Source organism: Rhodococcus artemisiae, from assembly GCF_036327795.1.
Lineage (GTDB): Bacteria > Actinomycetota > Actinomycetes > Mycobacteriales > Mycobacteriaceae > Rhodococcus > Rhodococcus artemisiae.
The window spans coordinates 334,545-346,928 of record NZ_JAUTXY010000004.1 but is presented as its reverse complement, the minus strand read 5'-3'; the positions used below and the strand labels follow the sequence as shown (position 1 = coordinate 346,928).

13 protein-coding genes are annotated in these 12,384 nt (G+C 66.1%); 5 read left to right on the top strand and 8 right to left on the bottom strand.

The genetic code is table 11. The features are described 5' to 3' along the window. Positions 1-13: 13 nt before the first annotated feature. The 6 genes from Q7514_RS11685 to Q7514_RS11660 all read right to left on the bottom strand — a co-directional run bounded on the left by Q7514_RS11685 (position 14) and on the right by Q7514_RS11660 (position 5,791). Complete coding sequence (locus tag Q7514_RS11685; RefSeq protein ID WP_330133409.1) at positions 14-1,171, bottom strand: acyl-CoA dehydrogenase family protein; 1,158 nt, start codon at positions 1,169-1,171, stop codon at positions 14-16. Between the two features lie 25 nt (positions 1,172-1,196). Continuing rightward, positions 1,197-2,180 (bottom strand): NAD(P)H-dependent flavin oxidoreductase, encoded by a 984-nt coding sequence (locus Q7514_RS11680; RefSeq protein ID WP_330133408.1) that lies wholly within the window; start codon positions 2,178-2,180, stop codon positions 1,197-1,199. A gap of 25 nt (positions 2,181-2,205) precedes the next feature. Continuing rightward, entirely contained in the window at positions 2,206-2,829 is a 624-nt protein-coding gene (locus Q7514_RS11675) for a TetR/AcrR family transcriptional regulator (RefSeq protein ID WP_054806376.1), read from the bottom strand. Between the two features lie 35 nt (positions 2,830-2,864). Continuing rightward, positions 2,865-3,626: a 3-hydroxyacyl-CoA dehydrogenase gene (locus Q7514_RS11670; RefSeq protein ID WP_330133407.1), complete on the bottom strand. Its 762-nt coding sequence runs from the start codon at positions 3,624-3,626 to the stop codon at positions 2,865-2,867. Between the two features lie 26 nt (positions 3,627-3,652). Beyond that, positions 3,653-4,846, bottom strand: coding sequence for a thiolase family protein (locus Q7514_RS11665; protein WP_330133406.1), 1,194 nt, complete (start codon positions 4,844-4,846; stop codon positions 3,653-3,655). Between the two features lie 144 nt (positions 4,847-4,990). Then, a complete protein-coding gene (locus tag Q7514_RS11660) occupies positions 4,991-5,791 on the bottom strand; it encodes a crotonase/enoyl-CoA hydratase family protein (protein WP_330133405.1) in 801 nt (266 codons plus the stop codon). Positions 5,792-5,959: 168 nt separating this feature from the next. On the opposite strand from Q7514_RS11660, the gene Q7514_RS11655 reads away from it, so the two are divergent. Continuing rightward, positions 5,960-6,931, top strand: a complete 972-nt coding sequence (locus tag Q7514_RS11655; RefSeq protein WP_330133404.1) for an NADPH:quinone oxidoreductase family protein — start codon at positions 5,960-5,962, stop codon at positions 6,929-6,931. Positions 6,932-6,956: 25 nt separating this feature from the next. Next, entirely contained in the window at positions 6,957-7,751 is a 795-nt protein-coding gene (locus Q7514_RS11650; protein WP_330133403.1) for an enoyl-CoA hydratase, read from the top strand. Between the two features lie 66 nt (positions 7,752-7,817). Here the strand turns inward: Q7514_RS11650 and Q7514_RS11645 are convergent, their stop codons facing one another. Both Q7514_RS11645 and Q7514_RS11640 read right to left on the bottom strand, forming a co-directional pair. Next, positions 7,818-8,462, bottom strand: a complete 645-nt coding sequence (locus tag Q7514_RS11645; RefSeq protein WP_330133402.1) for a TetR/AcrR family transcriptional regulator — start codon at positions 8,460-8,462, stop codon at positions 7,818-7,820. An 86-nt stretch (positions 8,463-8,548) separates the two neighbouring features. Further along, a complete protein-coding gene (locus Q7514_RS11640) occupies positions 8,549-9,562 on the bottom strand; it encodes a LacI family DNA-binding transcriptional regulator (protein WP_330133401.1) in 1,014 nt (337 codons plus the stop codon). Between the two features lie 105 nt (positions 9,563-9,667). Here Q7514_RS11640 and Q7514_RS11635 point away from each other — a divergent pair, with 105 nt between their 5' ends. The 3 genes from Q7514_RS11635 to Q7514_RS11625 are packed head-to-tail and all read left to right on the top strand — an operon-like array spanning position 9,668 to position 12,346. Further along, complete coding sequence (locus Q7514_RS11635) at positions 9,668-11,026, top strand: MFS transporter (RefSeq protein WP_330133400.1); 1,359 nt, start codon at positions 9,668-9,670, stop codon at positions 11,024-11,026. Then, positions 11,023-11,493: a type II 3-dehydroquinate dehydratase gene (gene aroQ / locus Q7514_RS11630; protein ID WP_330133399.1), complete on the top strand. Its 471-nt coding sequence runs from the start codon at positions 11,023-11,025 to the stop codon at positions 11,491-11,493. The genes Q7514_RS11635 and aroQ overlap by 4 nt, the downstream gene beginning before the upstream one ends. Then, positions 11,480-12,346: a shikimate dehydrogenase gene (locus Q7514_RS11625; protein WP_330133398.1), complete on the top strand. Its 867-nt coding sequence runs from the start codon at positions 11,480-11,482 to the stop codon at positions 12,344-12,346. The genes aroQ and Q7514_RS11625 overlap by 14 nt, the downstream gene beginning before the upstream one ends. The last annotated feature ends 38 nt before the right edge of the window (positions 12,347-12,384 follow it).

Below are 12,384 nucleotides of genomic sequence, written 5' to 3'. Positions count from 1 at the left end.
ATGGGTGACCTCGTTATTTGAACTCGGCGGCGATGTCGCGGCCGATGATTTCCTTCATGACCTCGGTAGTGCCACCGTAGATGGTCTGGATGCGCGCGTCCCGGTAGGCGCGACCGATCGCGTACTCCATCATGAACCCGTAACCGCCGTGCAGCTGCACACCCCGGTCCACGACACGCTTCTGCAACTCGCTGGCCCACCACTTCGCCTTCGACGCATCGACCGCGGTGAGCTCACCGGCGTTGAGCGCGAGAATGCACCGGTCGACGTGCGACTCGGTCACCTCGATCTCCGTGAGCATCTCCGCGAGCACGAATCGGGTGTTCTGCAGATCGCCGATCGGCTTTCCGAATGCCTTGCGCTCGAACACGTACTGCTTGGTCCACTCGTAGGCCGCGCGCGCCGACGTGATGGCGCTGACAGCAATGCCGATCCGCTCGAGCGGCAGGTTCTCCATGAGATGGATGAAGCCGCGACCCTCGGTGCCGAGCAGGTTCTCGGCGGGTACGCGGGCATTCTCGAACACCAGCTCCGCGGTATCCTGCGCGGCGAGACCGACCTTGTCGAGTTTGCGTCCGCGGCTGAAGCCGGGAGTGTCGCGCTCGACGACGATGAGCGAGAACCCCTTCGACCCGGCACTCGGATCGGTGCGGCACACGACGATGACGAGGTCGGCGTGGATGCCGTTGGTGATGAAGGTCTTCTGGCCGTTGATGATCCAGTCGTCACCGTCGCGGACCGCGGTGGCCTTGACGCCCTGCAGGTCGGAACCGGCACCCGGTTCGGTCATCGCAATGGCACCGATGATCTCGCCGGAGGCCATACGCGGCAGCCAGCGAGCCTTCTGCTCCTCGGTGCCCAGATGCAGCAGGTACGGGATGGCGATGTCGTCCTGAAGTGCCAGGGTCGCACCGAACGACGTGGTGTTCGTGCGGGCCGTCTCCTCCTGGACGATCTGACGGAACCGGTAGTCGGTGACACCCGACCCACCGAATTCCTCCGGGACTCCGAGGCCCAGAATCCCGGCCTTGCCGGCCGCCAGGTACACGGACCGGTCGATGAGCCGTTCCTCTTCCCAGCGTTCGTAGTTCGGTTCGACCTCGCGGGCATAGAACTCGCGCACCGTTTCCCGGTACGCCTCATGATCACCCTCGAAATGGGTACGCTTCATGAATTCTCCTGGAAGTAGGCGCTCATCAGGCGTTCACGCGGTCGATCAGACCCGCGAGACGCTCGGAGATCAAGGCTTCCGCGTCGGCGACGATGCGCTCGACGAGCTCACCGGCAGAGGGAATATCGTGGATGATGCCCTGGACGGTACCGACAGTCCAGATTCCGGCCTCCGGGTCGCCGTTCTCGTACACCAGGCGACCGCGCGCACCGGCAACGAGTTCCTGCACGTCGGGGAACTGTCCACCGCGGCCCAAGATCTCGACTACCTCACGGCTGACGCTGTTGCTGGCCACGCGCGCGGTGTTGCGGAGCGTACGGAAGATCAACTCGGTGTCTGTTTCCTTCGCCTCGACGATCGCTTCCTTGATCTTCTGGTGGATCGGCGATTCGACGGTGCACATGAATCGGGTGCCCATGTTGATGCCGTCGGCACCGAGGGCGAGAGCGGCCACGAGACCGCGACCATCACCGAAACCGCCCGAGGCGATCATCGGAATGCTGATCTGCTCTGCTGCCGCAGCGATGAGCACGAGGCCGGGGATGTCGTCCTCACCGGGGTGACCTGCGCATTCGAATCCGTCGATGCTGATGCCGTCGACACCGACATCCTGTGCCTTGACGGCGTGGCGGACACTGGTGCACTTGTGCAGCACCTTGATTCCGGCGGCGTGGAAGTCGGGTAGGTGCGGCGCGGGATTGGATCCCGCGGTTTCGACGATCTTGATACCGGAATCGATGATGACCTGGCGGTATTCGTCGTACGGTGGCGGCGTGATCGACGGCAGGATGGTGAGGTTGACACCGAACGGCTGGTCGGTGAGCTCACGGGTTCGGGCGATCTCCTTATCGAGATCTTCGGGGGTGGGCTGGGTGAGTGCGGTGATCATGCCGAGCGCGCCGGCGTTGGCGACGGCGGCGACCAGTTCGGCGCGGCCGACCCACTGCATTCCGCCCTGCACGATGGGGTGACGAACTCCGAAGGTTTCGGTGAAAGCTGTGGACAGCACGAAAGATCTCCTCGCAGTGAGACGTTCAGGTGGTGGCGTGGTTGCCCACGATGCGCAGGGCGATCACGATGTAGCGGTCGGCGACCTGCGCCGGGGTGAGTGGCCCGTCGAGTTGGTACCAGCGGGCGATGGATTGGAGCATGCCGAGCATGGCCCGCACGGTCTCCTCGGCATCGTCGACGTCGAAGACTCCGGCCTCGGCACCTTCGCGGACGAGGTCGAGCATGATGAGTTCGAGGCGTTTCCGCGTCGCAGCGTAGGTGCGGCGGTTCTCGAAAGAGACGTGGCGCAGTTCGGAATCCAATCCCGAACGCATGGCGCGGAACGTCATGTTGAGCACGATCGCCTCGACGGCATTGGAGAATCGGGCGACCGGGTCGGCGCCACCATCCGCGACCGCGGCCAGAACACGGTCGATGAGGTCGAGGACGGCGGCGTCGAGCAGGGTCACGAGAACGGCTTCCTTGTTCTCGAAGTGGTAGTACAGCGCGGGCACCGTCACACCGACCCGGCGGGCCAGGTCGCGCACGGTGGTTCCGTGGAAGCCGTTCTCGCTGAAGGCTTCCAGCGCGTGCTCGAGGATGGGGTCGTATCGCAGCTGCTCGAATACCCGCCAATCCGCGGCCTTGATCTCCGGTTGCGCGGTCATCGATCCCATCCTCTCGCGTGTGCGTCGTGCGGTGTCTAGCGCGGTGCCATACGGATGGCGCCGTCGAGACGGATGACCTCGCCGTTGAGCATCGCGTTCGAGACGATGTGCGCGGCCAGAGCACCGTACTCGGCGGGATCACCGAGGCGGGCCGGGTGCGGAACCTGCTGGCCGAGCGAGGCCTGAGCTTCTTCCGGCAGCGAACCGAGCAGCGGCGTCTTGAACAGGCCGGGAGCGATCGTCACGACGCGGATGAGCAGCGACGCGAGGTCGCGGGCGATCGGCAGGGTCATGCCGACGACACCGCCCTTGGACGCGGAGTACGCGGCCTGGCCGATCTGACCGTCGAACGCGGCGACGGAGGCGGTGTTGATGATGACGCCACGCTCGCCGTCGACCGGTTCGGTCTTCGAAATACGCTCGGCCGCCAGGCGGATCACGTTGAACGTGCCGATCAGGTTGACATCGATGACCTTCTTGAAGCCGTCGAGCGGGAACGCGCCCTTCTTGCTGACGGTCTTGACTGCGTTGCCGATGCCGGCGCAGTTCACTGCGACACGCAGCGGTCCGAGGGACTCGGCGAGATCGAGAGCCGCGACCACTGCTGCCTCGTCGGCGACATCGGCCGCCGCGAAGCGCGCACGGTCGCCGAGCTCCTTGGCGACGGCTTCACCGTTGGAGGAGGGGAGGTCGATGATGACGACGGTCGCACCGTCGGCGATCAGCGCCTTGGTGGTGGCCAGGCCGAGACCCGAGGCGCCTCCGGTGACGACGGCAACGCTGTCATTGACGATCATTGAATATCCTTCCGAATAGTGGTGTGTCAGATACGTTCGATGATGGTGGCGTTGGCCATGCCTGCGCCCTCACACATCGTCTGCAGACCGTAACGGCCGCCGGTCGCTTCGAGGTGGTTGACGAGCGTGCTCAGCAGGCGGGTGCCCGACGATCCGAGCGCATGACCGAGCGCGATGGCGCCGCCCCACGGGTTGAGCTTCGCCGGATCGGCACCGAACTCGTGCGCCCATGCGAGCGGCACAGGAGCGAACGCTTCGTTGACCTCGTATGCGTCGATGTCGTCGATGCTCAGGCCCGCCTTCGCGAGAACCTTCTTGGTGGCCGGGATCGGCGCGGTGAGCATGAAGACCGGGTCGTCGCCGGCGACGGAGAACGAGTGGAATCGGGCACGCGGGGTGAGGCCGAGCTTGCTGGCGAGCTCCTCGCTCATGATCAGCGCGGCGGAGGCACCGTCGGTGAGCGGCGACGAGTTACCGGGGGTGATGATCCACTGTGCCTCAGGGAACCGGGCGGCGTACTCCTCGGTGTAGAACGACGGCTTCAGGCCGGCGAGTCCTTCTGCGGTGGTGGCGGCGCGTACTGTCTCGTCGACCGTGTGCTTCACCTGCTCGCCTGCCGCGTTGGCGACCTCGATCGGGACGATCTCCTTGTCGAAGTGTCCCGCGGCGATGGCGGCAGCGGCGCGCTGGTGCGACTGCGCGGAGAACGCGTCGAGCGCGTCACGGTCGAACTTCCACTTCGCCGAGATCAGCTCGGCGGAGATGCCCTGATTGACCAGGCCCTCCGGGTAGCGAGCACGAATGCTCGGCCCGTGGGTGTCCTTGCCCATCGACGAGGTGCCCATCGGGATTCGGCTCATTGATTCGACGCCGCACGCGATGACCATGTCGTACGCCCCGGCGATGACGCCTTGTGCCGCGAAGTGGGCCGCCTGCTGGCTCGAACCGCACTGGCGGTCGATGGTGGTGGCGGGCACGGATTCGGGGAAGCCCGCCGCGAGGAGCGCGGTGCGGGAGATGTTGAGTGCCTGCTCGGACGCCTGGTTGACACAACCGCCGATGACGTCGTCGACCTGGGCGGGGTCGATGCCGTTGCGCTCGACGAGCGAGCGCAGCACGTGCGCGAGCAGTTCGACGGGATGGGTACTCGAGAGCGCCCCTCCCGGTTTGCCCTTGCCGACCGCGGTGCGGACGACGTCGACGATGACTGCATTGGTCATGGTGACTCCTGATGTTCGAACGGGACGGTCGTTGGTGCGACCCCATGTCCCGGGAGCGGTTGGTGCGACCCGATGTCCCGGGAGCGGTTGGTGCGACCCGATGTCACAGGAGCGTTCGCCGCGACACCGGGCCGAGCTTGTGGGTCAGCGGCCCTTCCACACGGGCTGCCGCTTCTGGGCGAACGCGGTGGGGCCCTCGATGGCGTCCTCGCTGCTGAAGACGACCTTCAGGGCTTCGACGTTCGCGTTCCACGCCGCGTCCTCCCAGTCGGGGAGGTTCGCGGTGCGGTAGATCATCGATTTCGATTCGCGCACCGACAGCGGCGCGTTGGCGGCGATGGTCTCGGCGATCTCGAGTGCGACGTCGAGGGCGGTGCCGGCGGGAGCGACCCGGTTGACCAGGCCGTATTCCTTTCCCTGCGCGGCGGAGATGGGCTCGCCGGTGAGGGCGAGTTCGAGGGCGAGCTTGCGGGGGATCTGCTGCTGCAGGCGGATCACTCCGCCGGCGGCGGCGAACAGTCCGCGCTTGACCTCGGGCAGTCCGAGCTTGGCTTCCTCGTCGACCACGGCGAGGTCGCTGGCGAGGACGAGTTCGGTTCCGCCACCGAGCGCAAATCCGTTGACGGCCGCGATCGTGGGCTTGCTGATCCAGTGCTGTGCGTATCCGGCGAAGCCCCATTCGGGGTGTCCGTCCGCGGAGGTGTTCTCCCCTGCTGCGATGGCCTTGAGGTCGGCACCCGCACAGAACGCACGTCCGGATCCGGTGATCACGATGACGCGGACGTCGTCGTCGCCCTCTGCCTGCTCGAGCAGCGTGCCGACTGCCGTCGACAGCGCACCGTTGACCGCATTGAGCGCCTTGGGCCGGTTGAGTGTGATGATCGCGACCCCACCACGCTTTTCGTACAGTGCGGCGGGTTCGGTAGCGGTCGTGTCGTCGGCCATGCGTGCCCCTTCGAATCCGGATTCTGTTACTTATCGATCGCTAAAGGAGTACCACGGAACGATCGCTCGGTCAACAGCAAGCTTTATCTAGCGCCCGATCAGTTACGTCTGGTAATGATTGGCCGTGAGCCCGGACACCGATTTCGGCCACCACACGGCGGGAGACCCATGCAGGCTGCACAGTTGACCCAGAACACCGGTCCTGACGGTGTACACACCGTCGACATCCCCGAACCCACCCCAGGCCCCGGCGACGTCGTCGTCGACCTCCACGCCGCAGGCGTCTCGTTTCCCGATCTCCTCCAGACCAGCGCCGGTTACCAGGTGGTCCGCCCCCTCCCCTGCGTCCTCGGGTCCGAAGGCGCCGGGATCGTCCGTTCCGCGCCCGAGAGCAGCGGGTTCGCACCCGGTCAACGGGTCGCCGTACTCGCGCACGGCGGTGCATGGCAGCAGACGGTCGCCGTCGACCCCCGGTCGGTGTTCGCACTCCCGGATCACGTGTCACTCACGGCCGCAGCCGGCATGCCGCTGAACTACCTGACTGCGCATTTCGCCCTCGACGAGCGCGCACGCTACCGCCCCGGCGAGTCCGTGCTGGTCCACGGCGCCGCAGGCGGTGTCGGCGTCGCAGCGCTCAATGTCGCCGCAGCCCTGGGTCTCGAGACGATTGCGGTCGTGAGCACCGACGCGAAGGCCGAGGTCGCCGAGGCCAACGGAGCGACCCACGTCATCCGTGTCGACGGATTCAAGGACAAGGCCCTCGAACTCACCGGCGGCCGAGGCGTCGACATCGTGCTCGACCCCGTCGGCGGCGACCGGTTCACCGACAGCCTCCGCAGCCTCGCCCCGGGCGGTCGCGCCGTGGTGCTCGGTTTCACCGGCGGCGAGATCCCGACCGTGAAGGTCAATCGACTTCTACTCAAGAACATTTCGGTGGTCGGAGCCGGATGGGGCGAGCACATCCGCATACTTCCCGAATACCCTGCGCAGCAGTGGAGCATGCTCGAGCCGCTGCTGAGGTCGGGCGCCCTGCGAGTCCCCGAACCCACCGTCCACCCCCTGACCGAGGCCGCGAATGCGCTGCACTCTCTCGCAACCCGTTCCGCCACAGGCAAAGTCGCCCTCTCTGTTCGCTCCTGATACAGAACCCACCTAAGGACACAGCATGACCGAGAACCCCACCAACGATCTGCCCGGCGTCGACGTCGAGGTCGACGACGGCGTCCTGCGTGTGACGATCAACCGGCCGGCGCGCATGAACGCCGTGCAGGCGGTCACTCTCACCGCCATCGGCGATGCCTTCGAGAAGTACGCGGATGACGAGTCCATCCGCGTCGCCATCCTCACCGGCACGGGCCGGGCGTTCTGCTCGGGCGCCGACATCGCCGGTCGCGACCTGTCCGCACCGCCGACCAGCGACACCATCGACGCAGCCAACCGCGTTGCCGCACTGCTGCGCGCGTTCCCCCGTCCGATCATCGGCGCCGTCAACGGTGCCGCAGCGGGTGTCGGTGTGTCGCTGGCACTCTCGTGCGACCTTACCGTCGCCAAGGAATCGACCTACTTCCTCCTCGCGTTCACGAAGATCGGTCTGATGCCCGACGGCGGTGCCACCGCCCTGGTCGCCGCGTCGGTCGGACGCGCCCGCGCCCTGAAAATGGCGTTGCTCGCCGAGCGCCTCCCCGCCCCCGAGGCACTCGCGGCCGGACTCATCGCCGATACCTACCCGGACGACGAATTCGACAGCAAGGTCGAGGAACTTGCGAAGCGACTCGCGGACGGCCCGACCCCCGCGTTCGCATCCACCAAGCACGCCATCAACGACGCGACGCTCACCGAGCTCGACAACGCCTTCACCCGCGAATGGGACGGGCAGATGAAGCTGCTCGCCGGTCCGGACTTCAAGGAAGGCGTTTCGGCGTTCCAGGAGAAGCGGCCTGCGAATTTCCGTGCACACTGAGCACCACCACCACCACGCACACTGAGCACCCCACGGACCGTTGTCGTCGCCGACGACAACGGTCCGTCACGTGCGGGGCGAAGCCCCGACCATCTTGAGCGCGATCTTCACGTACTTCTTCGCAACTTCCGGCGGGCTCAGCGTGCCCTCGGCGTGGTACCACCGCGGAATCGATTGGCACATCCCCAGCAGGGCACGGGTGGTCTCGGCCGAATCCTCGACGTCGAACGCTCCCGACTCGGTTCCCTCTTCGACGATCTGCCGCACGATCTGTTCGATCCCCTTGCGAACCGCGCGATATCGCTGACGATTCTCCGGGCTCAGGTATCGCGCCTCACCTTCGAGCGCAGCGAGGCGCGCGCGCATCGTCATCCGCAGCACGATCGCTTCGATGACATTCGACAGACGCTGCACCGGGTCGGCACCACCGTCTGTGTCGGCTGCGTGCGAGCGCCAGAGCACGTCGCTCGTCGACAACTCGAGCAGCGCGATGAGCAGACCCTCTTTGTTCTCGTGGTGGTAGTACAGCGCGGGCACCGTCACGCCCACTCGCCGCGCGATCTCACGCACGGACGTGCCGTGGAAGCCGGTTTCGTAGAACGCGTCGAGACTCGCCGACAGGATCGGAGTGAGCTCCATCGGCTCGAGAGTCCGCCAATCCGCGGCGACCGTCTCTTCCGCGGCGACTGTGTCGTCGGTGGAACTCCCCATGAACGTATCCAACCTATCGATCGCTATGCCCGGACGGCTCGAGGATACCTGTGCCGACGTGCGTACATGAACAACCGTCGAGCACCTCATGCGACCTGGCCGGTCGATCCGCGCACCACCAGATGCGTCGGCAGCACGAGCGAGTCCGGTTCGGCGACCCGCTCGTAGGCGAGTCGACCCAACATCTCGATCGCCTGCGCGCCGGCGTCTGCGGTGCGTTCCGCGAGCGTGGTGAGGGTGGGGGTGCAGATCGCCGACCCGAACATGTCGTCGAATCCGACCACGCTCACCTGCTCCGGCACGGAGACGCCGCGCTCCTGCAACCTGCGCAGGACCCCGATCGCGAGCATGTCGTTGTGGCAGATCACCGCGGTGGCACCCGCGGCGAGTGCCGCATCCGCGGCGGCCGGACCGCCACTGAGCGTCGGGGAGTACGGACCGAATCGCCGGACCTTCATCTCGTGCAGTTCCGCCGCGGCCTGCAGACCCGCCCAGCGCCGCGCACCCGACCACGATTCCGGCGGCCCCCCGAGCACGAGAAGCGACCGGTGGCCGAGGGACGCGAGGTGGTCGACGATCTGGCGGGTCCCGGACGCGTAGTCGGCGACGACGCAAGAAACACCGCGAGTAGCCCGGTTGACCAGAGTGACCGCATTCAGTTCGGCTGCCTTACGGAGGTCGTCGTCAGGTAGCCGGGATGCGGCCAGGACGAAGCCGTCCACTGCCGGGCCGAGCCGCTTCACCAGGTGCTGTTCGGTGGCGGCGCTTTCCTTGGTATTGCCGATGACGAGCGTGCGGCCGGCCGCTGCAGCCGAGCGCTCCGCCCCGTTGATGATGCCCGCGAAGTACGGGTTCGTGATGTCCGGGACCAGCAAGGCGAAGGTATTGGTTCGGCCCGATTCGAGCGCGCGCGCCATCGGGTTGGGGGTGTAGCCGAGTTCGGCGGCGATCTCCAGGACGTGTTCCCGAGTGGTGACGTTGACCCTGTCCGGGTTGGTGAACGAGCGCGACACCGTGGACGCAGCCACACCCGCGGCGCGAGCGACATCGGTGATGGTGGCTCGCTTACGGGGCGACACACGTCTGGGCTCAACAGTCATAAGATCAGTATGGCAAAGAATGGCAAACGTTTGTCATGTGATGACCGCCACCCTTACCGTCGATTGCACCGACAATTGATGTAGCAACCCCGAAGGGCTATTCCCATGGCAGAAACGACCACCGTGCAGCGCACGCCGCGCAAGGCGGCTGTGGCGGCGTGGAGTGGCAGTGCACTCGAGTACTACGACCTCGCGATCTACGGCACAGCCGCCGCACTCGTCTTCCCCACCATCTTCTTCCCCGAAGGCAACCAGGCCGTCGCCACCGTCGCGTCCCTCGCCACCTTCGGTGTTGCATACGTCGCCCGACCGTTCGGCTCGTTCCTGATGGGCCACATCGGCGACCGATTCGGCCGCAAGCAGATCCTCATCGGCACGCTCCTGCTGATGGGCGTCTCGACATTCCTCATCGGCTGTCTCCCCAGTTACGACAAGGTCGGCATGCTCGCGCCGATCCTTCTCGTCACGCTCCGACTCCTCCAGGGCCTGTCGGCCGCGGGCGAACAGGCCGGCGCCAACTCGATGTCGTTCGAGCACGCTCCTGACGACCGGCGCGGCTTCTTCACCAGCTGGACACTCAGCGGCACCCAGGGCGGACAGGTCCTCGCACCACTGGTGTTCCTGCCGGTCATCGCACTGCTGTCGGACGAACAGCTGCATTCATGGGGCTGGCGAATCCCGTTCTGGATCAGCGCCGCGCTCCTGGTCGTCGGGTTCATCATCCGCCGCTCCCTCGACGAAACCCCCGAATTCCACGCCGAGAAGAAGAGCGCCGAGGTGCCGCCCGCTCCGCTGGCACTGTTGTTCCGCCACCACTGGCGCGGCGTACTGCGTGTGTTCTTCGCCTCGTTCATCGCAATGGTCAACACCGTCTTCCAGGTCTTCGCTCTGAACTTCGCGACCTCCGACGAATACGGCATCGGCATCAGTTCGACCACCATGCTGTGGCTCGCGATCGTCGCCAACATCATCGCGGTGGGCACGATCCCGCTCTGGGCCTCACTGTCCGACCGGGTCGGCCGCAAACCCGTGTTCGTCGCCGGGCTGATCGGAACCGCCGTGATGGTGACCGTATTCCTGTGGTCGATCTCCACCGGCAATGTCGCGCTCGTACTGATCACCGGCATCCTGTTGGCCGGCATCATCTACAGCATGCCGAACGCCTGCTGGCCCTCGACATACGCCGAGTACTTCCCCACCAGCGTCCGGCTCTCCGGAATGGCCATCGGAACCCAGTTCGGGTTCGCTCTCGCCGGATTCACCCCCGCTATCGCCGGGGCACTGATGGGCGGCAACGCCGACAACTGGTACCGCGTGGCGCTGTTCGCATTCGGCGCCGTGCTGATCTCGCTGATCGCAGTCCTGTCCGGCCCGAAGGCCACGCACAAGGTGCTCACTCGCGACCTCGGACGAACCCACACCTCCGACGAGGTCACCCGCGTCCCGGCCGGAGTCGCAGGATGACCGGCCGCCCTACCTTCACAGTGCTCAACGGCCCCAATCTCAACCTGCTGGGCAAGCGCGAACCCGCGCTCTACGGCACCGCAACCCTCGCCGATGTCGAAGCGCTCTGCGCACGGGTCGCCGACGAGCTCGGCTACGACCTCGACTTCCGGCAGTCCAACCACGAAGGCGACCTGATCGACTTCGTCCACGAGGTGCGCGAGACCACCTCCGGGTTCGTCGTCAACGCCGGCGCGTACACCCACACCTCGGCTGCTCTACACGATGCGCTGATCACCGTGGCCGCGCCGATCATCGAGGTCCATCTGACCAACGTCCATGCACGCGAACCCTTCCGGCACCACTCGTACGTCACACCGGTCGCCCAGGCCGTCATCGCAGGCTGCGGCGCCTCCGGCTACGAATTCGCCATCCGCCGCCTCGCCTCGCTCGACATCAACCGGGAGATCCACCGTGTCCACCAGTAACACCGATCGAACCTCGTTCGTCCTCGGTCTCGTAGGTGCCGGAATCAGTGGGTCGCTCACCCCCGCCATGCAGGAACGAGAAGGCCTCGAATCCGGCTTCAATCTGACCTACCGGCGACTCGACGCCGAAAAGATCGGGTTCGACGCCGATGACCTTCCCGAACTCCTTTCCTGGGCAAAGAATTTCGGATTCGACGGACTCAACATCACTCACCCGTTCAAACAACGTGTGATCCCGCTCCTCGACGAACTCTCCGACGACGCCCGCGACCTCGGCGCGGTCAATACCGTCGTCTTCCGCGATGGCAGAGCACTCGGCCTCAACACCGACTGGTCCGGCTGGGGCCGTGCGTTCCGCCGTCGGCTTCCCGAGTCCGTCACCGACACGGCCGTGCTCGTGGGCGCAGGTGGCGCCGGAGCCGCAGTAGGCTATGCCCTCCTCGACCAGGGCGCTGCACACGTGTCGATCATCGATACGGACACGCAGAAAGCGAAGGACTGCGCGACCCGGCTGGCCAAGCGGTTCGGCGACGAGCGCGTCTCCGCAACGGACGATCTCGCCGGAGCCCTCCGCGACGCGCAAGGTCTCGTCAACGCGACCCCGACAGGCATGACCGGGCACCCGGGACTGCCTGTGCCCGCCGATCTCGTCCGCGACGACCTGTGGGTCTCCGACGTCGTCTACTTCCCGCTCGAAACCGAACTGATCCGGCTCGCGCGGTCGCGCGGCTGCCGCGTCGTGCCCGGCGGTGGCATGGCGGTGTTCCAGGCGGTCGGCGCGTTCGAGTACTTCACCGGCCGCACCCCTGACGCCGAGCGGATGGTGCGGCACTTCGAGGAGCTGACCCACTGATGTCCAGCAGTCGCATACGGGAAGGCAGTCGCATACGG

Coding starts and splice junctions, on each gene's coding strand:
- Q7514_RS11670 (WP_330133407.1), bottom strand. CDS start 3,626: ATGATCGTCAATGACAGCGTTGCCGTCGTCACCGGAGGCGCCTCGGGT.
- Q7514_RS11645 (WP_330133402.1), bottom strand. CDS start 8,462: ATGGGGAGTTCCACCGACGACACAGTCGCCGCGGAAGAGACGGTCGCC.
- Q7514_RS11660 (WP_330133405.1), bottom strand. CDS start 5,791: ATGGCCGACGACACGACCGCTACCGAACCCGCCGCACTGTACGAAAAG.
- Q7514_RS11665 (WP_330133406.1), bottom strand. CDS start 4,846: ATGACCAATGCAGTCATCGTCGACGTCGTCCGCACCGCGGTCGGCAAG.
- Q7514_RS11635 (WP_330133400.1), top strand. CDS start 9,668: ATGGCAGAAACGACCACCGTGCAGCGCACGCCGCGCAAGGCGGCTGTG.
- Q7514_RS11655 (WP_330133404.1), top strand. CDS start 5,960: ATGCAGGCTGCACAGTTGACCCAGAACACCGGTCCTGACGGTGTACAC.
- Q7514_RS11640 (WP_330133401.1), bottom strand. CDS start 9,562: ATGACTGTTGAGCCCAGACGTGTGTCGCCCCGTAAGCGAGCCACCATC.
- aroQ (WP_330133399.1), top strand. CDS start 11,023: ATGACCGGCCGCCCTACCTTCACAGTGCTCAACGGCCCCAATCTCAAC.
- Q7514_RS11650 (WP_330133403.1), top strand. CDS start 6,957: ATGACCGAGAACCCCACCAACGATCTGCCCGGCGTCGACGTCGAGGTC.
- Q7514_RS11685 (WP_330133409.1), bottom strand. CDS start 1,171: ATGAAGCGTACCCATTTCGAGGGTGATCATGAGGCGTACCGGGAAACG.
- Q7514_RS11675 (WP_054806376.1), bottom strand. CDS start 2,829: ATGACCGCGCAACCGGAGATCAAGGCCGCGGATTGGCGGGTATTCGAG.